The organism is Sulfitobacter sp. (assembly GCF_039977885.1).
Lineage (GTDB): Bacteria > Pseudomonadota > Alphaproteobacteria > Rhodobacterales > Rhodobacteraceae > Sulfitobacter.
Map to the genome: position 1 here is coordinate 34,195 of NZ_JBDWCI010000009.1, position 22,042 is coordinate 56,236.

Annotated in this window: 21 protein-coding genes, 1 tRNA gene and 1 pseudogene; 9 read left to right on the forward strand and 14 right to left on the reverse strand. The window is 59.2% G+C overall.

Going from position 1 to position 22,042, the window contains the following annotated elements; translation table 11 throughout:
- Positions 1 to 68: 68 nt before the first annotated feature.
- Positions 69 to 2,612 (reverse strand): annotated as a pseudogene (locus ABJM03_RS06880) (mechanosensitive ion channel family protein).
- A 446-nt stretch (positions 2,613 to 3,058) separates the two neighbouring features.
- Between ABJM03_RS06880 and ABJM03_RS06885 the strand changes: the two are divergent.
- From ABJM03_RS06885 to ABJM03_RS06910, 6 genes are read left to right on the forward strand one after another with little or no spacing between them, the layout of a single operon-like run.
- Positions 3,059 to 4,264 carry a hypothetical protein gene (locus ABJM03_RS06885; protein ID WP_348416655.1) on the forward strand — a complete coding sequence of 402 codons (1,206 nt, stop codon included), beginning with the start codon at positions 3,059 to 3,061 and terminating at the stop codon, positions 4,262 to 4,264.
- Between the two features lie 6 nt (positions 4,265 to 4,270).
- On the forward strand, positions 4,271 to 5,512 hold the full coding sequence (locus tag ABJM03_RS06890; protein WP_348416656.1) for a glycosyltransferase family 4 protein: 1,242 nt from the start codon (positions 4,271 to 4,273) through the stop codon (positions 5,510 to 5,512).
- Complete coding sequence (locus ABJM03_RS06895) at positions 5,512 to 6,558, forward strand: glycosyltransferase family 4 protein (protein ID WP_348416657.1); 1,047 nt, start codon at positions 5,512 to 5,514, stop codon at positions 6,556 to 6,558. The genes ABJM03_RS06890 and ABJM03_RS06895 overlap by 1 nt, the downstream gene beginning before the upstream one ends.
- Complete coding sequence (locus ABJM03_RS06900; RefSeq protein WP_348416658.1) at positions 6,555 to 7,139, forward strand: histidine phosphatase family protein; 585 nt, start codon at positions 6,555 to 6,557, stop codon at positions 7,137 to 7,139. Before ABJM03_RS06895 ends, ABJM03_RS06900 begins: the two co-directional genes overlap by 4 nt.
- Positions 7,136 to 8,269 (forward strand): glycosyltransferase, encoded by a 1,134-nt coding sequence (locus ABJM03_RS06905; protein ID WP_348416659.1) that lies wholly within the window; start codon positions 7,136 to 7,138, stop codon positions 8,267 to 8,269. The genes ABJM03_RS06900 and ABJM03_RS06905 overlap by 4 nt, the downstream gene beginning before the upstream one ends.
- Entirely contained in the window at positions 8,266 to 9,018 is a 753-nt protein-coding gene (locus ABJM03_RS06910; protein ID WP_348416660.1) for a polysaccharide deacetylase, read from the forward strand. Before ABJM03_RS06905 ends, ABJM03_RS06910 begins: the two co-directional genes overlap by 4 nt.
- A 57-nt stretch (positions 9,019 to 9,075) precedes the next feature.
- Here ABJM03_RS06910 and ABJM03_RS06915 read toward each other — a convergent pair whose 3' ends face one another.
- The 3 genes from ABJM03_RS06915 to lepA form a co-directional block, all read right to left on the reverse strand.
- On the reverse strand, positions 9,076 to 9,573 hold the full coding sequence (locus tag ABJM03_RS06915; protein ID WP_348416661.1) for an alkylphosphonate utilization protein: 498 nt from the start codon (positions 9,571 to 9,573) through the stop codon (positions 9,076 to 9,078).
- A gap of 167 nt (positions 9,574 to 9,740) precedes the next feature.
- Positions 9,741 to 10,583 carry a DUF3800 domain-containing protein gene (locus ABJM03_RS06920; protein WP_348416662.1) on the reverse strand — a complete coding sequence of 281 codons (843 nt, stop codon included), beginning with the start codon at positions 10,581 to 10,583 and terminating at the stop codon, positions 9,741 to 9,743.
- A gap of 198 nt (positions 10,584 to 10,781) precedes the next feature.
- On the reverse strand, positions 10,782 to 12,581 hold the full coding sequence (gene lepA / locus ABJM03_RS06925; protein ID WP_348416663.1) for a translation elongation factor 4: 1,800 nt from the start codon (positions 12,579 to 12,581) through the stop codon (positions 10,782 to 10,784).
- A 288-nt stretch (positions 12,582 to 12,869) separates the two neighbouring features.
- Here lepA and ABJM03_RS06930 point away from each other — a divergent pair, with 288 nt between their 5' ends.
- Both ABJM03_RS06930 and ABJM03_RS06935 read left to right on the forward strand, forming a co-directional pair.
- Positions 12,870 to 13,895, forward strand: coding sequence for a Hint domain-containing protein (locus tag ABJM03_RS06930; RefSeq protein WP_348416664.1), 1,026 nt, complete (start codon positions 12,870 to 12,872; stop codon positions 13,893 to 13,895).
- 136 nt (positions 13,896 to 14,031) lie between these two features.
- The gene (locus ABJM03_RS06935; protein ID WP_348416665.1) at positions 14,032 to 14,385 is read left to right on the forward strand and encodes a hypothetical protein; all 354 of its coding nucleotides are present in this window, start codon (positions 14,032 to 14,034) and stop codon (positions 14,383 to 14,385) included.
- 7 nt (positions 14,386 to 14,392) lie between these two features.
- Here ABJM03_RS06935 and ABJM03_RS06940 read toward each other — a convergent pair whose 3' ends face one another.
- From ABJM03_RS06940 to ABJM03_RS06975, 8 genes are all read right to left on the reverse strand, one after another.
- Complete coding sequence (locus tag ABJM03_RS06940; protein ID WP_348416666.1) at positions 14,393 to 14,974, reverse strand: GNAT family N-acetyltransferase; 582 nt, start codon at positions 14,972 to 14,974, stop codon at positions 14,393 to 14,395.
- A complete protein-coding gene (locus tag ABJM03_RS06945; protein ID WP_348416667.1) occupies positions 14,971 to 15,363 on the reverse strand; it encodes a ketosteroid isomerase-related protein in 393 nt (130 codons plus the stop codon). The genes ABJM03_RS06940 and ABJM03_RS06945 overlap by 4 nt, the downstream gene beginning before the upstream one ends.
- Before the next feature lie 28 nt (positions 15,364 to 15,391).
- Positions 15,392 to 15,853: a low molecular weight phosphatase family protein gene (locus ABJM03_RS06950; RefSeq protein ID WP_348416668.1), complete on the reverse strand. Its 462-nt coding sequence runs from the start codon at positions 15,851 to 15,853 to the stop codon at positions 15,392 to 15,394.
- A 3-nt stretch (positions 15,854 to 15,856) separates the two neighbouring features.
- Positions 15,857 to 16,336 (reverse strand): UPF0262 family protein, encoded by a 480-nt coding sequence (locus tag ABJM03_RS06955; protein WP_348416669.1) that lies wholly within the window; start codon positions 16,334 to 16,336, stop codon positions 15,857 to 15,859.
- A gap of 110 nt (positions 16,337 to 16,446) precedes the next feature.
- Positions 16,447 to 17,748: a histidinol dehydrogenase gene (hisD, locus tag ABJM03_RS06960; RefSeq protein ID WP_348416670.1), complete on the reverse strand. Its 1,302-nt coding sequence runs from the start codon at positions 17,746 to 17,748 to the stop codon at positions 16,447 to 16,449.
- A gap of 74 nt (positions 17,749 to 17,822) precedes the next feature.
- Positions 17,823 to 18,290 (reverse strand): DUF2948 family protein, encoded by a 468-nt coding sequence (locus tag ABJM03_RS06965; protein ID WP_348416671.1) that lies wholly within the window; start codon positions 18,288 to 18,290, stop codon positions 17,823 to 17,825.
- A complete protein-coding gene (gene murA, locus ABJM03_RS06970) occupies positions 18,287 to 19,558 on the reverse strand; it encodes a UDP-N-acetylglucosamine 1-carboxyvinyltransferase (protein ID WP_348416672.1) in 1,272 nt (423 codons plus the stop codon). The genes ABJM03_RS06965 and murA overlap by 4 nt, the downstream gene beginning before the upstream one ends.
- A gap of 3 nt (positions 19,559 to 19,561) precedes the next feature.
- Positions 19,562 to 19,744 (reverse strand): hypothetical protein, encoded by a 183-nt coding sequence (locus ABJM03_RS06975; protein WP_348416673.1) that lies wholly within the window; start codon positions 19,742 to 19,744, stop codon positions 19,562 to 19,564.
- A 97-nt stretch (positions 19,745 to 19,841) separates the two neighbouring features.
- Here ABJM03_RS06975 and ABJM03_RS06980 point away from each other — a divergent pair.
- Positions 19,842 to 19,916 (forward strand) — tRNA-Thr (locus ABJM03_RS06980).
- Between the two features lie 381 nt (positions 19,917 to 20,297).
- Here the strand turns inward: ABJM03_RS06980 and ABJM03_RS06985 are convergent.
- Both ABJM03_RS06985 and ABJM03_RS06990 read right to left on the reverse strand, forming a co-directional pair.
- Entirely contained in the window at positions 20,298 to 21,440 is a 1,143-nt protein-coding gene (locus tag ABJM03_RS06985) for a lytic murein transglycosylase (RefSeq protein WP_348416674.1), read from the reverse strand.
- A 101-nt stretch (positions 21,441 to 21,541) separates the two neighbouring features.
- Positions 21,542 to 21,928, reverse strand: coding sequence for a CreA family protein (locus ABJM03_RS06990; RefSeq protein ID WP_348416675.1), 387 nt, complete (start codon positions 21,926 to 21,928; stop codon positions 21,542 to 21,544).
- Positions 21,929 to 22,042 lie beyond the last annotated feature (114 nt).

Here is a 22,042-nt window from a genome sequence, read left to right on the forward strand (position 1 = left end):
TCGCAGAGGTGTCGCGGGCTCAATGCCCGCCACAGCTCTCACCTTTCAAAAGCCTCATAGGCGCTGGCCTATCGGTCATCCCCGCCCGTCTCTTCGGCCTCTTCCTCTTCGATCGACGCATGTGCAGCAGCAGCCACCTTGCGCTTTTGCTCTTCAGTCAAATCCTCTGCCTTACCGTCGGCTAGCCGTACCGTCACCTCACGGTGGGCAAACTTGATACCTTCGCGTTCAAACAACTCGCGGATCTCTTCATAGACCCGCTTACGCACCAGCCATTGATCGCCCGGTTTGGTCATAAACTTGACGCGAATGATCATCGCGCTGTCCTGCATTTCGATCACGCCTTGTGACTTGAGTGGCGCGATAAAGTTTGCCCCGATCACCGGATCATCCAGCAAGGCAACTCCCAGCTTTTTGATCAACTTGCGCACCTTTTCCACGTCCGTGTCATAGGTCACCCGCAACGGCAGCTTCATAATCACCTAGTCACGGCTGTAATTGGTCATCACCTGCAACTCACCGAACGGGATCGTATGCAGCGCCCCCAAATGGTGCCGAAGCTGGAATGACCGCACAGAAATCTTCTCGACCGTGCCTTTGACCCCGCCCACATCCAGATACTCGCCCTTCCGGAAAGCATCATCAAACAGGAAAAAGGCACCGGCAAAGATATCGCGCACCAATGCCTGAGAACCAAACCCGACGGCCACACCGACGATACCGGCACCGGCGAACAGAGGGCCCACGTTAATTCCGACTTCCATCAGAACAATCAGGGCGATCGTTACCACCACCACGATCAAGGTGAAATTGCGGAACAAGGGCAACAAGGTCGCCAAACGCGAAGCCGAGGAATCCGCGCTGCCTTCATCGCCCAGCTCGGCCTCTTCAACCTCATACCCGGATTCCTCTGCAATCTTTGTATCAATCCAGATGCGGAAGGCATGGTACACAACATACCCGATGAAAATAATGATGATGATGTCCAACAACTGCTCCAGCACGGATTCAACCATGCGCGCGCTGTCATTGTCCCAAATGTAGAAAAAGGCATAGGCCCCCGCCACAAAAGCCAGAATCCCTGCGACCCGCCGCGCAAGTGCCTCAAACGAGTTCAAGACCCGCACAGGGTGCGCCTGCGCCGCGTCTTCCATCAGTGTCTCGCGTTCTTGCGCGCTCAGATCAGCGGTATTCGATGCTGCCAGTGCGGGTTCGATCCGCTGGGCCAGTGGTCCTGCGGGCTTATCCGCTTCAAGGGCGCTTTCCTCATCCGCATCCGGATCCGGCCCATCCTCTTGCATGACCATGCGGTCACGCGCCTCGGCTTCCAACCGCTCTTGTTCGGCGGCTTCCATCTGCGCTTGTTTCTCACGGATCGCACGCATCACGCGCGCGCGGGCAAAGCCACGCTCGATCACATAATTGACCACACCGTACACGACGATAATCGAGATCAGGATCACATAGGCCCCGGCAATCAACGGAATGGGCCCCGGCGTGCCAAGCACCAGATTGATCGTCAGCACAAGCCAGGCAATAACCACATAGATAATCACCGCCGGTGCCCATGCGCGGCTCAGCACGCGGACCAACAGGCTGACTTCTTCGACCCCCTTACCCTGACGCAAGGCATTCGATATGGAACTCCGGTTTACCATGACCAGAATGATATTGAGAACCACGACCGCACCGGACAGGATTGACGCAACCAGCGCGTAGATCTCGTAAGTCAGGCCCAGCTCGGCAATCCAGATTCCGAACAGAATGCCACAGATGGCAAAACTGCCCATGATCCACATCCAGCGGTGCAAACGTCTGGCACAGCGATCCGAAAAATGCGGAATGCGGTATTGTGGCAGGTAGGGCGACAGGATCATCCGCCACAAAGTGGCTGTGACGCGACAGGAGAAATAACCGATGTTGATCAACGTCACCGTGAACTGCATCGCACTATCCGTCAGCGGCGGGAAAATCAGCAGCCCCAGCACATAAGCCACCGCCATCGAGATCATTATCCCCACCAAGCCAAAGAAAAACCGCTGCACCAGAAAGGGCAGTTTTTCGCTATAGCCGACCGGATTTTCCCGCACACGCCGCGCCATAAAACCGCGCACCACGCGGTATCCGAACACGTAATATTCGAACAAGGCCCCGACGCCGAACACAGCAAGGCTGAAAACCAGCGCCTGAACAAAGGCATAAAGCGTACCATCCGGCGATGCGCTGCGCAGGATATAAAGGACTTCGTTTATCGCGATAGGCAGTTGGCTCAAACGTTCGATCAATGCGTCACGAACCAAATCTGCCCCCACTTGCGCTTTCATCAAACGCGACCCTTCCGCATCAGAGGGGATGGCTACCTCTTCGAGGACCTCAGCCGACGGTTGCGAGACAAGCTGTCCTTCGGAATCGATTACAACAATACCCACACCGGCTTGCGCGGCCGCATTCAACGCCTCTGCCAGATCGCTTTGAACGCTGGTGTCGTCTTGCGCTGTCTCGGCTTGCGTCAAAAGAGTAGTGACACCCTGCGCCTGAACCTGCGCCGATGGCATCGCAATTATCATCCCGATAGCGACCATCAAACACAGCAAAAAACGGCGGTAGATCATTTAGGCACTCCCTGTCCACAAAATCCGCCGAAGACGGGATTACAGCACAGCCAGCCTATGGCTTTGAGGGTCAAATTGCAATTCTGCGTACAGGCCTTGGGGCTATCAGCTGGCAATTTGTGGCATCCTGATTTGTACACAGCATTCAATTCAGGCTTGGCACCGGCGATCTACCGTTTCTTCCGGTCTTTGATCCCCATCATCGGGGCAAACAGGCCCCCAATTATGCCTCCCCATTTCTAGCAAAACCGCCCGAACCCGACGAATAGCACACCTGTGGTTGCAAGATCGTGGCTTCATCGCATCGCGCAGCCCCTGAACAGGCCTAAAAAACCTCGACGCCTTTGGCAAACCCGCCCCCATGCTATAGGACGGCTAGAGATTATTCGGGACATCGGGCAAATTCCCCAAGGCCACGCGCCAGCCGAAAGACGGAAAGACACGGAATGCAGCAACCTACCATCGACCAAGCCAACGCTCGCGCGCCTTCGCGGCGGATTATGCTGTACAGTCACGACACTTTCGGATTGGGCCACTTGCGCCGCTCGCGCGCCTTGGCCACCGCCCTAACGGCCGGCGACCCCGAGGCCTCGGCGATCATTCTCACCGGATCTCCGGTTGCGGGGCGGTTCACCTTTCCCGAACGCGTTGACCACATCCGCCTGCCCGGTGTGACCAAATTGCCCGACGGCTCTTATGTCAGTTCGACCCTCGGGCTCAATATTGACGCCACCACCAATCTGCGCGCTGGCCTGATCCAATCCGCGGTCGAACAATATCGCCCCGATCTTTTGATTGTGGATAAAGAACCCACAGGCTTTCGCGGTGAATTGCTGCCGACCTTGAAGTGGCTTCAGGAGAATAGCAATTGCAGTGTTGTGCTGGGTCTGCGCGATGTGCTGGATGAACCCCACGTACTGGCCGCCGAATGGGAGCGCAAAGGCGCCGTTCATGCCGCCGAAACCTATTACGATGAATTTTGGGTTTACGGCGTCGAGAGCATCTATGACCCGACAAAGGGCCTCCCGCTTAGCGCACAAAGCCGCGCGCGAATGCATTACACAGGCTATCTGCGCCGCGAAATGACCGACCCTGCCGAGGTGACAGATGAACCCTATATCCTGATCACGCCGGGCGGCGGCGGTGACGGGGCCGCGATGGTCAGCCTTGTTCTGGACGCCTATGAGACTGATCCGACGCTTGGACCGCCCGCAATGCTGGTTTACGGCCCGTTTCTGTCTGGCGATGTGCGCGATGCGATGGATGCGCGGGTGGAAAAGCTGGGCGGGCGTGTCACCGCCACCGGCTTTGACAGCCGGATCGAGGCGCTTTTTGCCAAAGCGCAGGGCGTGGTCTGCATGGGCGGTTATAACACCTTTTGCGAAGTGCTCAGTTTTGACCGCCGCGCAGTGATCGTGCCGCGCACCGTGCCCCGGCTTGAACAATGGATTCGCGCCAGCCGCGCCGAAGAACTGGGCCTTGTGCGCATGCTTGATGATGGGCGCGACGGGATGACCGTCGAGGCGATGATCCAAGCCATCCGCGCCCTACCCGATCAAAAGAAACCCTCACAGGCCGGTGCCGATGGCTTGCTCGACGGGCTTGATGTTGTCGTAAAACGCGGCCGCGCACTTATGGCCCGAAAGGACTGACCGATTATGCCCTCCACGCCCCCTCTTGCCATCCTTGTGAAGGGCTGGCCGCGCCTGTCCGAGACCTTCATCGCCCAAGAACTTGTTGCGCTGGAAGAGGCCGGCATTGATTTCGAGCTGTGGTCCCTGCGCCACCCGACTGATACCAAAACCCACCCCCTGCATGACCGCCTGCAAGCCCAAGTGCGCTATCTGCCGGAATATCTGCACCAAGAGCCGCGCCGCGTGCATGACGCGATGGGGGCTGTCACCGCCCTGCCCGGCTTTGACGCCGCCGCCGAAGCCTTTGCCCGCGATGTTGCACGGGACGACACCGCCAACCGCCGCCGCCGCTGGGGTCAGGCCTGCGTGCTGGCTCATGAAGCCGGTGATGGGCTGGAGGCGCTATATGCCCATTTCTTGCACACGCCCTCTTCGGTTGCGCGCTATGCCGCTATCCTACGTGGCCTGCCTTGGTCTTTTTCGGCCCATGCCAAAGACATCTGGACCTCTCCTGAATGGGAACTGCGCGAAAAGCTGTCCGCGCAAAGCCATGGCGCGGCCTTTGGCGCAACCTGCACCCGCTTTGGTGCAGAACATCTGCAAGCGCTGGCCGATACGCCGACCCGCGTTGATCTGGTCTATCACGGGCTGGATCTGGCGCGCTTTCCTGACGCGCCCGAGCGCCCCCTGCGCGATGCAAATGCGCCTCTGCGCATGATGTCGGTGGGCCGTCTGGTCGAAAAGAAGGGCTTTGATACGTTAATCGATGCACTGGCCCTGCTGCCGGATGATTTGGCGTGGGAATGGACCCATATCGGCGGTGGCGCATTGGATAGCGTGATGCGTGAGCGCGCACAGGCCACAGGTGTCGCCGATAGGATCACTTGGCGCGGTGCCTGTGACCAACCCGATGTCATTGCAGCAATGCGCGCTGCCGATCTTTTTGTGCTGCCCTCGCGCATCGCCGCTGACGGCGACCGCGACGGCCTGCCCAATGTACTGATGGAAGCCGCAAGCCAGCTTTTGCCCATCCTCTCGACACCTGTCTCGGCGATCCCCGAATTCATTACCACAGGCACCCATGGCCTGCTGGCCGAAGACACGGCCCAGGCCTTTGCCCAAGGCATGCAACAAATCGCCCGCGATCCGGCGCTTGGGCCGCAGCTTGCCAAAGCTGCCCATGCGCGGCTGCACGCAGAGTTCACCATGGCCCCCGGCATCACCCATCTGGCCAAGCGCCTGCGCGGCATCCTGAAGCCGGCCTAATGCGGCTGGCCTTCTACGCCCCGCTCAAGCCGCCCGAACACCCTGTGCCCTCGGGTGATCGCACAATGGCACGGGCCTTGAAGGCCGCGCTCGAGCACGCGGGCGCGCAGGTTGATTTGGCGTCATCCCTTCGCAGCCGTGACAGCAAAGGCGATGCCAAACACCAAACGCAGCTGATCCATGAAGCCAAGGCAGCCCTGCCCGATATCATCGCACAGGGCCGCGCTGCACGCTGGCAGGCGTGGGTTACCTATCACAATTACTATAAGGCCCCCGATCTGATTGGCCCCGCTGTGGCCCAAGCGCTTGGCATCCCCTATCTGCTGATCGAGGCAACCCGCGCGCGCAAACGCCTTGATGGCCCGTGGGACAGCTTTGCCCGCCGCGCCGAAGCCGCAAGCGACGCAGCCGATGTGATCTTTTATCTCACCGAGCGCGACCACGAAGCCCTGTCCGCCTATGCCCCCGCAGGCCAGCAGCTGGTGCATCTACGCCCCTTCCTACCTCAGTCAGAACTGCCGCCGCGCGCCACTGGTGCCGGATTGCTGGCCGTTGGCATGATGCGCGCGGCAGCAAAGCGCGCCTCTTACGCGCTCATCGCGCAGACAATGGCCCTACTGCCGAACACGACCCGCCTGAGCATCGCAGGGGATGGCCCCGACCGCCCGCAGATCGAGGCAATGATGGCCCCCTACGGCGACCGCGTGCAGTTCCTCGGCGCGCTAGATGGCAATGGGTTGGCACAGGCCTACCGCTCAGCCGGGGCATTCATCTGGCCCGGCGTGGATGAGGCATTTGGCATGGTATATCTGGAGGCCCAGGCCCACGGATTGCCAGTGATCGCACAAAACCGCCCCGGTGTGCGCGATGTGCTATACCCGAACTACTACCCTTTGGTTGATGCCGGTGCCGCAGGCCTCGCGGCTTTTGCCCGTAATACCATGCCCGACCCGAGCGATATCCGCGATCACATCGCGCGCCATCATTTACTCCCCGCCGCGGCGCAAACCCTGCGCGCGGGCCTTACCCTTGCAGGTGCCCCATGATCCGACTTGCCCTTTTACGCCACGGCCACACCCCATGGAACCGCGCAGGCCGCGTGCAGGGGCGGACCGATATTGGGCTGGACGAAGAGGCCCGCGCACAGCTCGCAGCCCAACGCCTGCCTGCCCCTTGGGACAGCGCAGCCCTCTGGTCCAGCCCCCTTTCCCGCGCATTCGAGACAGCGCAGCTTGTCGCGGATCGCACGCCCTTCACCGATGCCGCATTGACCGAGATGAACTGGGGCGATTGGGAGGGGCGTATCGCGCTGGAATTGCACGCCGATCCCAATTGTGACCACCGCGACATCGAGACTTGGGGCTGGGACTACACCCCGCCGGGTGGCGAAAGTCCACGCGCAATGCGGGATCGCCTGCTACCTTGGGTGCAGGAACTCACGGGTGATACTGTAGCCGTCTGCCACATTGGCATCATGCGTGTGCTCATGGCCCATGCAAGCGGCTGGAATTTCGACGGCCCCGCCCCTTTCGCCGTCAAGCGCAACCGCCTGTTCATCATCGAAATCGACGGCGATACATGGCGCCTACAACCCGACCCTATCCGCTTGGAAAGCCGATCTTCATGAAAGTTATGATCGTCGTCACACATCTACTTGGCACTGGCCATCTGGCCCGTGCCTTAACCCTCGCACGGGCCTATCAGACAGCCGGTGACGAGGTCTCAGTTGTTTCTGGCGGCATGCTCGCCCCTGTGCTGGACCGTGGTGATGTACGGCTGGTGCAATTGCCACCTCTGCGCTCGGACGGTGTCGATTTCACACGGCTTCTGGACACGGATAACGCCCCCGCAAGCAGCGATCTTTTGGGAAAGCGGCAAGCAGCGCTTCTTGCTGAGCTGCACAGCTTTGCGCCTGACATTCTCATAACCGAGCTATTCCCCTTTGGTCGCCGCATCCTGCGTGACGAATTCCGTGCACTGCTGGAGGCCGCCAAAGCCCGCCCCGCGCGCCCTCTTATCTGCGCTTCCATTCGGGATATTCTCGCTCCCCCTTCCAAGCCAAAGAAGGTCCAATTCGCCGATGACACCCTCAGCGCGTTTTACGACGCCGTGCTGGTGCACTCTGATCCCGAACTCACCCCTCTGGAGGTGAGTTGGCCGGTGACGGACACCCTGCGCCCTCTGCTTCATTACACGGGTTTTGTCAGCCCTCCTGCGGCGGGGCCACATCCGCAAGCGGCAGGCGCGGGTGAGATCATCGTGAGCGCGGGCGGTGGCGATGTCGGGCAGCATGTCTATGACGCTGCGGTTGATGCCGCAGCGAAAACCCCGCATCCCTTGCGGCTTTTGATCGGCGGCACGCCCCCGCCTGAGCGGGTTGCAAAGCTACGGGCGCGCAGCCCGCAGAACGTCACTATTGAAGCTGCGCGGCCCGACTTCCGGCAGATGCTCTACCATGCTGCGGCGTCGGTTTCGCTTTGTGGGTATAATACAGCGCTGGATATTCTGCAGGCGGGAACTCCGGCGGTGTTTATTCCTTTTGACGAGGGCAACGAAGTCGAGCAGGGCCTGCGCGCCTCTGCTCTTGCCAAACGCAGCGGCATTGCACAGCTCACCCGAGCCGAGCTCACGCCGGATAGCCTGTGTGAGGCATTGTCACGGGTCATTGCAGCGCCGCTGCGGGACGCTAGCGCATATGGTTTCAGCGGTGCCGAGCGCACGGTCACGATCACGCATAACCTGCGGAGAACCCAATGAAAATTGACTGGTCCCCTTTGCTTGCAGAGCTTGGCCTTTGGCGGCGGGAGGGATTGCCCCTGCCTGTGTGGTGGCGCGATGATGATGCGGTGGCAGAGACGCCTGCCCTGTCACGGCTTCTGCGCTTGTCAGAGGATCTGGGGGTCGCTGTGCATGTGGCGGTGATCCCGGGGAGGCTCGAGAAATCCTTGCTGCCTGCAATGGCCACCGGCGTGCCGATGGTGCATGGGTGGACGCATATTAGCCATTCTCCTCAAGGGGTTAAGGATGCCGAGTTCGGGCAGCCGCGCAAAGAGGCGGCGGGGGAGCTGGTGCAGGCGATGGCCGTGATGCAGGCCGAGTTCGGAGAGGCACTGTTGCCGGTGTTTGTGCCACCCTGGAACCGGATTGACGCGAGCACCATCGCCCAGCTGAAAGCCGCAGGCTACGCGGGGCTGTCTACTTACGGGCCGCGCAAAGCCCCGCTGGCCGCTGAGGGCGTGGCGCTGATCAACACCCATATCGACCCTATTTTCTGGAAGGGACACAGAGGGTTAGCCGAGCCCGAGACGCTGATCGCGGGGATCGTTCAGACCCTGCGCGACCGGCGCACAGGGCGCACGGATGCGACCGAACCGCTGGGCCTGCTCACGCATCATCTCGTACATACAGAAGATGTCTGGGAGTTTAGCGCAGAGGTTTTGCAGGTGCTTTTGGACGGCGGCGCGGTGCCCGCCGCGCTTGCCGCGCATCTGGCCCCTGCGCCCTAAAATCCTGAGTCACACATTGTGCACCGGACGTACACCGCGCGTACATACGGGCGGTGCTTAGCGCTTTTTCACGAATTCGGTCAGGATGACGATGCGCTGGCCCTCGACGCGGCCTTCGATATGCGCGTCATTGTCGGGGACAAGGGTAATCCGGTGCACCGCTGTGCCCCGCTTGGCCGTGAAGCCCGCACCTTTGACGTTGAGGTCCTTGATCAACACCACGGTATCGCCAGCAGAAAGCGCCACACCGTTGCTGTCGCGGTGATTGCTCTGCGGGGCGACGTTATCGGCCCAGATTTGCGTCTCCTCGTCGAGGTAGAGCTGATCAAGCAGATCGCGGGCCCAATCGGTATCGAGGCGCTTGAGCGTGCGGGCGGCGACGACTTGCAGCGCGGGGTCCTCGGACCACATGGTCGAGGCGATGGGGCGGAAATGATCCGGCGGGGTCTGCGGATCGGTGCAGAGCGCGCAAAGCGCAACGGATGCGTCAGCGGGGCCGCCGGAGACGGGCGTGTCGGTGAGCGGGGCATCGGTGGTGCAAAGGGGGCATGTCATGGGGTGTGGTGTATGCGGTGTTTGGGAGGTGGGCAAATGGAAAGCGGTTGGGTTGTGCGTGTCATGTAATATTAGCACCGCGCACGAACCGAGGGGTGGGCGTGAAGCGCCCGCCCCGTGGGGGGCGGTTCGGGCGCTGCCAAATCCCTTGGGGGTTTGGCAATTGATCAATATTTACCGCCATCATGCAAGTTTGGCTCTACTTCGCTAGAATGCCACTTCTCAAAGAAGTCAGAGGTCGATCTATCAAGGTCTAACTCATATCGCTTGAACAATTTAAGTCCAAATTCACCAATGACTCCTGTCTCTGCCTCTTTAAAAAATCTGTTTTTAAGTTCTCGAAGATACCGCTGTTCTGGCACACCCAAATTTGCAGCTGACGCGTTTATTGCGGCTGCGACTGAAAATGCGACCAAATCAGGATAACAAAGTAATTCTTCGTCTGGTTTCGCTTTACTTTCGATACAATCCGGTAAGATAGGCCCAAGATAGAAACCAAGCCTCTTGTCGTGTGGGTTTCGTTTTATAGTCCGCAAATAGTTCTTTAGCTTGGCGTAATCGTGAGCCCGCCTTTCTTCGAAAACAATTTTGAGATCTTCCCCAGAAATACTATTTAGCCGCATGAAATGCCCTACACGTTCTAAAAAATAGGAAACACACTTATTATAATATTTCTGATCTTGGCCCTTGCCAGATATTTGATCTTTATAACTTCCCATCGTCGATTTGGTAGAAACAAACGCGAAGCAAAGAATACCAGCTTTTTCACTTACCATTCTAGCATATTTTGCTACAGCAAAATGGCCCATTTCAGTACAATGTAAATTAGCTTTAGATGTAGCGGAACGAATTTCTTGGAGAACCGATTTCAATTCTACCGCTCGATTGTCAGGAATGAGGCACCCTGCAATAACCAAAATCGGAGATGCACCTTTTCCGTCAACACCTTTTCGCACTTTATCAATACCAGCGTCGCCAGTTTCGTCGATAAATAGAGTATATTTAGTCACTTAAGTATCAACCTGAGCCATGTAACTTTCTCAGGAGGATATTAACTCAACCCTAGCGTGTCCAGTGGGATAAAGTTATGTAAATCTCAACCTTGGCTCTCCGTCCGCACCCAGTGGGAACGCGCATTGCTTTGCAATACGCTGCCTCCCACCGTCAACAAAAACCCTTCAGCTGAAAGCTGACGGGTTTTTTGTTGCTTAGCCATCCATTTTCAGTGCGCTGATGAAAGCTTCCTGCGGAATATCCACCTTACCGAACTGGCGCATCTTCTTCTTACCCGCTTTCTGCTTATCCAGCAGCTTGCGTTTACGCGATGCGTCGCCGCCGTAACATTTGGCCGTCACGTCTTTGCGCATGGCGGACAATGTTTCACGTGCAATCACCTTGCCGCCAATCGCCGCTTGGATCGGGATTTTGAACATGTGGCGGGGGATCAGGTCTTTTAGTTTTTCGACCATCGCGCGGCCCCGCATCTCAGCGCGGTCGCGGTGGACCATTGTGCTCAGCGCGTCGACGGGTTCGTCGTTGACGAGGATGCTCATTTTCACCAGCGCGTCTTCGCGGTAGCCGATCATGGCGTAGTCAAAGCTCGCGTAGCCTTTGGTCACCGATTTCAGGCGGTCGTAGAAGTCGAATACCACTTCGTTGAGCGGCAGATCATAGACCACCATCGCGCGGGAGCCGGCGTAGGTGAGGTCTTCTTGGATGCCGCGGCGATCCTGGCAGAGTTTCAGCACATCGCCCAGATATTCGTCTGGGACGAGGATGGTTGCTTTGATCCGCGGCTCTTCCAAGTGGTCGACAAAGGTGAGGTCGGGCATGTCGGCGGGGTTGTGCAATTGCTCCATCGAGCCATCGCGCATGTGCACGTGGTAGATCACGGAGGGCGCGGTGGTGATGAGGTCGATGTCATATTCCCGCTCGATCCGGTCGCGGATCACCTCAAGGTGCAACAGGCCAAGGAAGCCGCAGCGGAAGCCAAAGCCAAGGGCGGCGGAGGTTTCCATCTCGTAGCTGAAGCTTGCGTCGTTGAGGGCGAGTTTTTCGATGCTGTCGCGCAGGTCTTCGAATTGGGCGGCATCCACGGGGAAGAGGCCACAGAAGACAACGGGTTGTGAGGGTTTGAAGCCCGGCAGCGCCTCGGCACAGCCTTTCTTCTCATGGGTGATCGTATCGCCGACGCGGGTATCGCGGACCTGCTTGATCGAGGCGGTCAGGAAGCCGATTTCACCGGGGCCAAGCACGTCGATTTCAGTCATGGCAGGGCGGAAGACGCCGATGCGGTCCACGTGGTGCACCGAGCCGTTTTGCATCATCGTGATCTTATCGCCCTTTTTGAGCTGACCATCCATGATGCGGACCAGAACGATCACGCCGAGGTAGCTGTCGTACCACGAATCCACCAGCATCGCCTTGAGCGGCGCATCCAGCGTGCCTTTGGGGGCGGGGAGGTGTTCGACGATGGCCTCGAGCGTTTCGATGATACCTTCGCCGGTTTTGGCGGAGACGCGGATGGCGCCGGAGGCATCAATGCCGATGACGTCTTCGATCTGTTCGGCCACGCGGTCACAATCGGTGGCGGGCAGGTCGATCTTGTTCAGGACGGGCACGATTTCATGGTCGGCGTCGATGGCGTGATAGACGTTGGCCAACGTCTGGGCCTCAACGCCTTGGGTGCTGTCGACCACCAGCAGCGAGCCTTCGACCGCGCGCATGGAGCGGGAGACCTCATAGGCGAAATCCACGTGACCGGGGGTGTCGATCAGGTTGAGAACGTATTCCTCGCCGTTTTTCGCCAGATAGTTGATCCGCACGGTCTGGGCTTTGATGGTGATGCCCCGTTCGCGTTCGATATCCATGTTATCGAGCAGCTGCGCCTTCATATCGCGCGCGGCGACCGTCTGCGTCTCTTGGATGAGACGGTCAGCGAGGGTGGATTTACCATGGTCAATGTGGGCGACGATGGAGAAATTGCGGATATGTGAAAGTGGTGTCATAGAACGGATATGGTGCGGTTTTGAAGGGCGGTCAAGGTAGATGATGTAGCAGGTCGCCAGCCGCCGTGCGAATGCTGCGCGCGACGATCCTGCGGACCGGTCTGATTTGGCCCGCACCGCGCACGGCAAGATGCTGCAACAAGCGGGCGCAGCTGCGGGTTTGGTCCCTTCACCACGGGCAGGAACGGGAAGCCAGCGGCGTTAGCTGTCTATAAATTGCCTTTAATTCCCCATAAATCTTTCCAACTGCCGCGCTATTCAGGCCTCGACTCAAAAGGCCAAAACCCTATGCCCGCAGATTACAGTATATATTTCCTAGACGAGAGCCTGATCACGATCAGTGGTGGCGGGCAGTTGGACGGGGTTACGCAGGGCAATGGCAGCCATCTTCAGGATCTTTTCATCACGCTGGACAGCAACGCATGGGAAGCGGTCGAGATATCGGATGATGACGCCAATTTTCAGGATAGTGACAGCAGCCAGCGCCTGTTCGGGGATCAGACAATTGCGGGCACGACATATCCCGACAATACCGTTGTTGAGGCGGAATACGGGCTGGTGCTTACCGATGGAACCAACACCTGGCAGGTCGTCGGTTTTAACTTCAACCAAGACAGCCCCGTCTTTGGCTCGGTAGAGGGCCTCGCGTTTATTGGCGAAGCAGGAGAGTTCCCGCCCGTGGGCGTGCCGCTGCAGGTTGTGTCGACCTTTGAGGGGCCATCGTTTGCCGCGGAGGATTATGCCACGCCGATCTGCGTGGTAAGCGGCACGATGATCCGCACGCCTGACGGGCAGCGCGCGGTTGAGGATATCGTTGCCGGTGATCTTGTGGTGACGCGCGATCACGGGGTGCGGGCGGTGCAATGGACCGGCGCAAGACGCTTTGCCGCGCGGGGCAATTGCACCCCCGTCAGGTTTGAGACAGGCGCCTTGGGTAATACCGCGCCCTTGATGGTATCCCAACAACACCGGATGCTTGTAACCGGCTGGCAGGCAGAGTTGTTGTTTGGCGAGGATGAGGTGCTGATTCCGGCAGTTCATCTGCTGAATGATACCACTGTGCGCCTACAGCGTGGCGGCGCGGTCCAATATCATCATCTGCTACTTGACCGCCATGCGGTGATCGAGACAAACGGCGCATGGAGCGAGAGCTTTCACCCCGGGGCGCAGGCCCTCAAGGATGTGGCCAGAGATGCTTATGCAGAGCTGATTGCGCTATTCCCCGAATTGGCCAAACAGGTTTCCGAAACGGAGCCGCCATGCGGCTATCCGATTATGAAGCGTCATGAAGGGACGTTGATCCACCTCGGTTGAGCGGCGGTATTTTTCGCTGATCACGATGGTTTTATTGCCCCCTGCCCCAAACTCGTGCATACTGCTTCGCAGAGCAGATAACGCCGCACCAAAGGGGAAAACCCCACTCGCGGTTTTTGAGACAAAGGCAGATGAGATGAAACCCACCATTTTGGCGCTTGTGGCGCTGACAACGGTTGCTGCATGTAGTGGCGGCACAAGAACCTACACAACGCGCGGCGTCATTGCGCCAACCCAGCTGTTTGCGACAGGCCCATTGCAGCGCGCCTGCGTTGCACAGGGACGCAAAGCCGCAAGCGCACAGCGCTGTGGCTGCATTCAGGCGGTTGCCGACCGCGAGCTGTCCACGGCTGAAAAACGCCGCGGCGTCAAAGCGTTCAAAGACCCCCATAAGGTGCAGGAATGGCGACAGTCGGACCGCGCGTCGGACAATGATTTCTGGGCAACCTGGAAAGCTTTTGGGAACACCGCTTCGCGGGTTTGCTCCTGATCAAACCTCAGAGGTTTTTGATCCAGAACTGAAGCGGCTTGGCGCTTTGTTGCGCCTCGCCGATATCGCGCCAGTGAAATCGCGCAACCACCCCCGCAAGCGGTACATAGCCGCGCGCACGCCAGAACCCGTCCAACGGGCGATAATCGAGGGGCCGTGCGGGGTGGTCAGAGGCGCGCATCACGGCGCAAAAACAGCATTTGGAAAAACCCGCGGCGCCGGCGTCAGCTTCGCGTAGGTCAAAGAAACGGTGGCCGATCCCCTGCCCGCGATATTCGGGCAACAGGACGCTTTCGGCGCAATAAAACACGTCGTTCAGGTCAATGCCGGTATCTGCAAATGCCTTGGAAAATTCATCTGCATGGCTTTGTAGCGGAGTACCGGTGCTGGCCCCCACAAGCCGCGCACCGTCAAATGCACCGACCACAACAGCGCCCTGCGCCTCACGGTAGCTTTGCAGATACTGCCTTTCATAGGCGAGGTCACCGTCATATAAATAGGGCCATTCCGCAAATACAGAAATGCGCAGGCGCGCTACATCATCGAGTGCGGCGGCCAAGGCCTCTCCCGTCAGCGCGCGGGTAATCATGCGACTTGCGCGGTCCAGTCGGACAGGTTGTAGCGTGTGGTGACGCGGGTGATCTTACCATCCTCAAGGCTAAAGAACGACCCTGCGGGAATCTTGTAGGTCTGGCCAGTAGCCTGGGGCAGACCCGCATCCGTCTCAAGATAAGTGCCGTTGACGGTATATTCCGCCGCTGCGCGTGTGCCACCTTGGGCCTCGAAGATCACCATATCCGTGAGGTTCTCCGCATAACAGCGGCTCATGTGGGCGCAAAATTCGGCAAAGGCGGCTTTGCCAATGCGGATGTTACCTTCATTGACGTGGTGGGCGACATCATCGCTGACGCAGGCCAGCATGGCCTCGATATCCCCTTTGTTGAAAGCATCGAAATAGGCTTGCACGGTTGCGTTCATGGGCGGGCTCCTGTCGGGGTTACACGCATCAGGCCGCGCGTGTGGGTAGGCCAAAACGGTCCTTGAGGCGGCCGATGATCTGATCACGGGCGGCGCGGAACTGGGTCAGTTTGGCCTCGCGCCCCTCGCCCAATCCGGTCGGATCGAGGATGGGCCAATACTCTACATCCAGATGATAGAAACGGGTAAGTTCAAGCGCGCGGCGCTGAGAGGCGGGCGAAAGGGAGATGACCAGATCAAAGGAGCTCAGATCATCGCCCCATTCCTCCATCTCGTCAAAGCTGCGCGAGCGGTGGCGCGATAGCTCAACTCCCATTTCCTGACAGACCGCGATGGAAAACCCGTCGATTTCAAGGTCGTTCTTCACGCCAACCGATTGGACATAGACATCTGTGCCGTAGAATTTCTTCATAAAGCCTTCGGCCATGGGCGAGCGGACAGCATTGTGATCGCAACAAAAGAGCACGGATTGGGGGAGCTCTTGGGTCACGCGCTAGCCTCCGAAGTGCAGGACGCAGATGAGGGTAAACAGGCGCCGTGCCGTGTCAATGTCGATCTCTGCCTTACCCTCCAACCGCTCTTGGAGCACGCGACTGCCTTCCATGTGGATGCCACGGCGGGCCATGTCGATGGTTTCAATCTGGGCGGGGGGCAGTTTTTTGACAGCGTCAAAATAGCTTTCGCAGATCTGGAAGTAATCCTTGACCACCTGCCGGAACGGGCCAAGCGAGAGGTGAAACTCTGCGGCTTTTTCGGCGGTTTCGGTGGTGACGTCGAACACTAGCCGCTTGTCGCGGATCGACAGGCCAAGGTGATATGGCCCCTCGGGTGCGGGACGATCATCGCGGGCGGGCAGTGCAAAGCTGTTGTCTTCGAGAAGGTCGAACATAGCCACGCGGCGCTCTTGCTCGATCTCGGGCGTGGGCGGCGGCATGTTGGCGTCATCAAGGACGATATGGGTGATGCGTGACATCTGGCGCATCCTTTTCAATGCAGGTTGTTACCTGAATACGCCACGTGCCCCGTTCTGGCAATGGAACGCTACGCCAGCCGCAGCGTCCCTTTATTGTAACGTTGCGGCGCTTAGCGGTTCAGTTTGTCCAACCGTGCGGTCACGGACAGGCCATGCGCCTCAAGGCTTTCGGAACTGGCCAGACGTTCGGCTGCGGGGCCAATGGCGCGCAGGGCTTCGGGCGTCATATGCGCCAGCGTGGTGCGCTTCATAAAGTCGAGCACCGACAGGCCAGAGGAAAAGCGGGCAGAGCGGGCCGTGGGCAGGACGTGATTGGGGCCGCCGACGTAATCACCGATGGCTTCGGGCGTCCATTGCCCAAGGAAGATCGCGCCGGCATGGGTGATTTGCGCGCTCAGGGCGTGGGGATCGGCCACGCAGAGCTCAAGGTGTTCAGGCGCGATCCGGTCGGTGAGTGCTGCGGCAGTCGCAAGGTCAGGCACGGTGATAATCGCGCCGAAGTCGCGCCACGACGGGCCTGCGATGGCGGCGCGTTGCAGGGTTTCGAGACGTTTCTCGACGGCCTCGGCCACGGCGCGGCCAAAAGCGGCGTCGGTGGTGATCAGCAGGGATTGCGCGCTTTCATCGTGTTCGGCCTGTGACAGAAGGTCGAGGGCGATCCAATCGGGATCATTGTCGCCATCTGCCACCACGAGGATCTCGGATGGTCCCGCGATCATATCGATGCCGACCTTGCCAAACACGCGACGTTTGGCAGCAGCGACAAATGCATTGCCGGGGCCGGTGATTTTATCCACGGGCGCGATGGTATCCGTGCCATAGGCCAGCGCCGCAACGGCTTGCGCGCCGCCAATGCGGTAGACTTCATCCACCCCAGAGATTTGCGCCGCCAGCAGCACCAGCGGGTTTAGAACCCCATCCGGCGTAGGAACAACCATGGCAAGCCGCCCTACCCCCGCGACCTTGGCGGGGATCGCGTTCATCAGGACCGAGCTGGGATAGCTGGCCAGCCCCCCCGGCACATAGAGCCCCGCCGCACTGACAGCAGACCAACGCCAGCCCAAGGTCGCGCCTGTCTCATCTGTCCATTGTTCATCCGTTGGCAGTTGCCGGCTGTGATAAGCGCGGATGCGGCTGGCGGCGAGTTCGAGCGCGGCTTTATCTTCGTCACTGACTTGGGCCACGGCGGCGGTAATTTCATCCGCTGTGATACGCAAGCTGTCCGGCGTCAGCGTGATGCGGTCAAATTTCGCGGTCAGGTCAATGACCGCCGCATCACCGCGGCTGCGCACATCGGCGATGATATCCGCCACAACGGCGTCCACATCGGGACTGTCTTCGCGCTTGGCATTGAGCAGCGTGGTAAAACCCTGTTCGAAATCGGGATCAGCGGCGTCAAGAAATACGGGCATGGCAAAGCTCCTGTGGGTGTGGCCACGGGTTAGCGGAGAACGGAGGCGGCCTCAAGCGGGGTGCGGCAAAGCGCTCAGTTCGGATGGCTGGGGCGCTTTTTGGAAGGGGCGAGATAGGGGCGTGTGACATCCTTTAGCGTGACCTCGAGGGCTTCGACCTCAAGGCGGATTGCCCCGTCACCGGCCAACGTCAGGATGATGTGGCCAGAGGGGGCATCACCCGCCTCAAAGCTGACATCAAGCAAAGAGAGAACCGTATCGGCATCGCCTTTTGGCACGCCCTGAGAGGCGACACCAAGCACGTTCGAGAACATCAGCACTGATTGCACACGCTCTGGCGCGCGGGTGGAGCCGGCCTCCTCCCAGCGCATCCGGTTGAGCAGCAGCGCAAAGCGGCCTTCGCGGCGCTGCCAGCGCATTTCGGAGGCGGGGAACACAGCGTCCTGCGCCAGCGAGGCAATCACCGCGAGGTCATCGGCATCCAACGCGCCAAGGTTCAGCGGTGTTTCCTTGCCGTCCTCGAACTTTGCGTCTTCGGTCATTCGTCTTTGATCCGCTCAATATTTGCACCAACGCCCGAGAGCTTTGTCACGACATGCTCATAGCCGCGGTCAAGGTGGTACACGCGGGAGACTTTCGTCTCTCCTTCGGCGGCCATACCCGCAAGGATCAGTGACACAGAGGCGCGCAGATCGGTCGCCATCACGGGCGCGCCTTTGAGTTTATCTACGCCGGTCACGATGGCTTTGCCGCCGTGCACGTCAACCTTGGCCCCCATGCGAATCAGCTCAGGCGCGTGCATGAAACGGTTCTCAAAGATCTTCTCTTCGAGTGTCGAGGTTCCCTCAGCCGTACACAGCAGGGCCATCATCTGGGCCTGAAGATCGGTGGGGAAGCCGGGGAAAGGTTCGGTGGTAACATCCACAGCCTTCACGCGGTCATTGCGGCGCTTAACCTTGAGGCCATTGGCTGTCTCGGCCACATCAATACCTGCGGCGTCGAGTTTTTCGCAAAATGCGCCAACAAGGTCGATGCGGCCCCCCAGCAGCTCAACCTCACCGCCACAAATGGCAGGGGCGAGCATATAGGTGCCCAGTTCGATCCGGTCGGTGACAACGGGATGGGTAGCAGCGCCAAGGCGGTCAACGCCCTGAATGGTAATGGAGGATGTGCCATCGCCCTCGATCTGTGCCCCCATGCGGCGCAGGCAATCGGCAAGGTCGACGATTTCAGGCTCGCGCGCAGCGTTGTTGATGACGGTGGTGCCTTTGGCCAATGTGGCGGCCATCATGATGTTTTCAGTCGCCCCGACAGAGGCAAAAGGAAAGTCGATCACCGCGCCTTTGAGACGGCCGCCTTCGGCTTTGGCATAAAGGTAGCCATCGCGCAGGTCGATATCTGCGCCCATTTTGGCCAGACCGTCCGTGTGAATATCCATGGGGCGCGCACCAATGGCGCAGCCACCAGGCAGCGAGACCTCGGCATAGCCTTCGCGCGCAAGCAGCGGGCCAAGCACCAGATTGGAAGCGCGCATTTTGCGCACGATGTCATATTCCGCGCGTGTGTTGATCGCACCGTGGCAAGACATCGAGATCACGCGGCCTTCTTGTAGGGTCGTGATTTCAGCGCCCAAAGACTGCAACAACTGCGTCATGGTGCGAATATCAGACAGGCGGGGCGCGTTTGTCAGCGTCAGCGGCGCATCGCTAAGAAGCGTTGCAGGCATCAGCGCCAAGGCCGCGTTTTTCGCGCCTGCGATCGGGATTGACCCTTTGAGCGCGCCACCGCCTCGTACCAAAATTGCGTCCATGCCTTACGTTTCCTTCTGTGACGCCGCGCCGGCGCTGCCTGTATCGGGCGCATTGCGTGCACGCGCCTGTGTTTTTCGCCGCGCCATATTGGCTTTCAACGCTGCGCGCAGCCGTTCCTGCTTGCGCGCGGCTTCGGCTGCCTTGGCCTTTTGGGCCGGCGTTTGAGAGGGCGTTTGCTCTGCCATGGGGCTTATCTAGCCCAGTGTGAACAAAGGGTCCAGATTAGGTATCAAAATAGGCTTGCGCGATGTTGTTTTTCCAGCTACTCAGCGCGACACCAACGCTGTGGTAGCTCAGTGGTAGAGCGCGTCATTGGTAATGACGAGGTCGGGAGTTCAATCCTCCCTCACAGCACCATCCCTCCCCCTACGGATACTCGGATAGCACAGCGCGCCGCGATGGCCCGACTGACGCGCATCTCTGCGGGAAGACGCTGAGTGCGGGAGTTCAATCCTCCCTCACAGCACCATCCCTCCCCCTACGGATATTCGGACAGCACAGCGCGCCACGATGGCCCGACTGACGCGCATCCCTGCGGGAAGACGCTGAGTGCGGGAGTTCAATCCTCCCTCACAGCATGTCTAGACAGGTGGCCTTAGCGGACAGCCAGCCAGCTATTGCTGATCCGGGCGCTATACCAAAGCGGGTTGGCTCCGATTTCAAGACATCCGGCGCAAAGCGCTGCGTTGGCGCATTCCGGCAAATATCGGGACATCCGCCGGAATGCGCCAGCGATGGTCAGCGCAATTGGCCAAGCAGGGCTTGGGATGGCTTACCAGTCACAGGCAGTCCGACACTGGCCTGATAGGCACTGATTGCTTTCTCGGAGTTGGGGCCGATCACGCCATCCGCGCCGCCGGTGTCAAAGCCTTTGGCCGTCAGGCGTTGTTGCAATGTGATGCGATCATCTTTGGTCAGGCCGTTTGCATCCGGTGGGAAACTGCTGCGCAGCGGTCCTGCGCCGCCGATACGGTCAGCCAGATGGCCCACGCCGATGGCGTAGGCGTCCGAGTTATTATAGCGTTTGATCACGGTAAAGTTGCGGGTCACGGCGAAACGCGGTCCACCGGCCTGAGGCTGGATGATATCCCCTTGCGGCGCGCCATTGCCCACCTCACCGCCCCAACGGGTGCCGCGCACCCAACCGTTACGTTTGAGATATGCCGCTGTGGAGGCCAGCGAATCTGTCGGGTCATCGGACCAGATATCGCGCCGCCCGTCGCCTGTGAAATCCACAGCGAAGGCTTCGTAAGACGTAGGAATGAATTGGGTATGGCCCATTGCACCGGCCCATGACCCTGTCATGCGGCTGGCCGAAATATCCCCGTTCTGTACGATTTTAAGCGCCGCGATGAGCTGCTTTTCAAAAAACGCGCCGCGTCTGCCGTCAAAAGCAAGGGTCGAGGTCGCCGAGACGACCGGCACATTGCCGCGCCGTTCGCCAAAGAAGCTCTCAAGCCCCCAGATCGCGCAGATGATTTCTGCATCCACACCGTATTGCTGTTCAAGCGTGTTCAGCGTGCTGCGGTGACGCGCGAAAGCGGCGCGGCCTTTGCTCACCCGCTCATCCGAGGTGGCGATAGAGAGGTAATCCTCGAGGCTGCGTTTGAATTCGGTCTGGTTGCGGTCACGTTTGACGCAGCCGGGAAGATAGCCGGTGCCGCGAAAGGCCGTATTCAGTGTTGCCTGCGAGATGCCGCTGGAGGGCGCGCGGCTGCGAAAACTGGCGACCCATGCATCATAGGCCGGGTTGGGAGCAGGCAGCAGATCGGGCGGCAATGCTCCCCCGAATGTGCTGGCAGAGGTGCTTGTCCCTCCGCTACAGCCCGCAAGAGCCAAGGCACCAAGGCCCATTCCAAAAGTCCGCCGTGAGAATTGCATGTTACTGCCCCGATTTCAGGTTTATATTTGCGCACATGCTATCTGATTGGCGGAAAGTGGCAATATCCCGCACACATCGCGCGCGGGGCTTTGCCGATGGATCAGGGTTGATAAAGCGGCACGGTGGACATCGACATTTTGGCAGAGCCGTTTTGCACATCGCGCGCGTGGCTGATGTAGATCAGTGTCTGGTTCTGTTCATCAAAGATGCGTTTGACCTTGATGGATTTGAAAATGATCGAGCGGCGCTCGGAAAATACGTCTTCGCCCTCGTCACTGCGGTCAATGTCGCCCAGCGTGATCGGACCGGTCTGACGGCAAGAAATGGATGAATTCGACGGGTCTTCGAACCAATTGCCCTTTTGCAAACGGTCGATGATGCCACGCTCGAAATAGGTGATGTGGCAGGTCACGCCCTCTACTTCGGGATCAGCGAGTGCTTCGATAATCAGATCGTTGCCCAGCCAGTCAACGTCGACCTCGCCCACCTTTTCTGCATGGGCTGTGGATGGGCAGAGAAAGGGCGGCGGCGGTGATTATATGTTTGATCATACGGATCAACGCACAACAACCGGCGTGGTTCCGCCGATCGCAAAGATAAC

Excerpts from the sequence above, each read along its gene's own strand:
- ABJM03_RS06885 (WP_348416655.1), top strand. The coding sequence starts at position 3,059 with ATGCAGCAACCTACCATCGACCAAGCCAACGCTCGCGCGCCTTCGCGG.
- ABJM03_RS06890 (WP_348416656.1), top strand. The coding sequence starts at position 4,271 with ATGCCCTCCACGCCCCCTCTTGCCATCCTTGTGAAGGGCTGGCCGCGC.
- ABJM03_RS06895 (WP_348416657.1), top strand. The coding sequence starts at position 5,512 with ATGCGGCTGGCCTTCTACGCCCCGCTCAAGCCGCCCGAACACCCTGTG.
- ABJM03_RS06900 (WP_348416658.1), top strand. The coding sequence starts at position 6,555 with ATGATCCGACTTGCCCTTTTACGCCACGGCCACACCCCATGGAACCGC.
- ABJM03_RS06905 (WP_348416659.1), top strand. The coding sequence starts at position 7,136 with ATGAAAGTTATGATCGTCGTCACACATCTACTTGGCACTGGCCATCTG.
- ABJM03_RS06910 (WP_348416660.1), top strand. The coding sequence starts at position 8,266 with ATGAAAATTGACTGGTCCCCTTTGCTTGCAGAGCTTGGCCTTTGGCGG.
- ABJM03_RS06915 (WP_348416661.1), bottom strand. The coding sequence starts at position 9,573 with ATGACATGCCCCCTTTGCACCACCGATGCCCCGCTCACCGACACGCCC.
- lepA (WP_348416663.1), bottom strand. The coding sequence starts at position 12,581 with ATGACACCACTTTCACATATCCGCAATTTCTCCATCGTCGCCCACATT.
- ABJM03_RS06930 (WP_348416664.1), top strand. The coding sequence starts at position 12,870 with ATGCCCGCAGATTACAGTATATATTTCCTAGACGAGAGCCTGATCACG.
- ABJM03_RS06935 (WP_348416665.1), top strand. The coding sequence starts at position 14,032 with ATGAAACCCACCATTTTGGCGCTTGTGGCGCTGACAACGGTTGCTGCA.
- ABJM03_RS06940 (WP_348416666.1), bottom strand. The coding sequence starts at position 14,974 with ATGATTACCCGCGCGCTGACGGGAGAGGCCTTGGCCGCCGCACTCGAT.
- ABJM03_RS06945 (WP_348416667.1), bottom strand. The coding sequence starts at position 15,363 with ATGAACGCAACCGTGCAAGCCTATTTCGATGCTTTCAACAAAGGGGAT.
- ABJM03_RS06955 (WP_348416669.1), bottom strand. The coding sequence starts at position 16,336 with ATGTCACGCATCACCCATATCGTCCTTGATGACGCCAACATGCCGCCG.
- hisD (WP_348416670.1), bottom strand. The coding sequence starts at position 17,748 with ATGCCCGTATTTCTTGACGCCGCTGATCCCGATTTCGAACAGGGTTTT.
- ABJM03_RS06965 (WP_348416671.1), bottom strand. The coding sequence starts at position 18,290 with ATGACCGAAGACGCAAAGTTCGAGGACGGCAAGGAAACACCGCTGAAC.
- murA (WP_348416672.1), bottom strand. The coding sequence starts at position 19,558 with ATGGACGCAATTTTGGTACGAGGCGGTGGCGCGCTCAAAGGGTCAATC.
- ABJM03_RS06975 (WP_348416673.1), bottom strand. The coding sequence starts at position 19,744 with ATGGCAGAGCAAACGCCCTCTCAAACGCCGGCCCAAAAGGCCAAGGCA.
- ABJM03_RS06985 (WP_348416674.1), bottom strand. The coding sequence starts at position 21,440 with ATGCAATTCTCACGGCGGACTTTTGGAATGGGCCTTGGTGCCTTGGCT.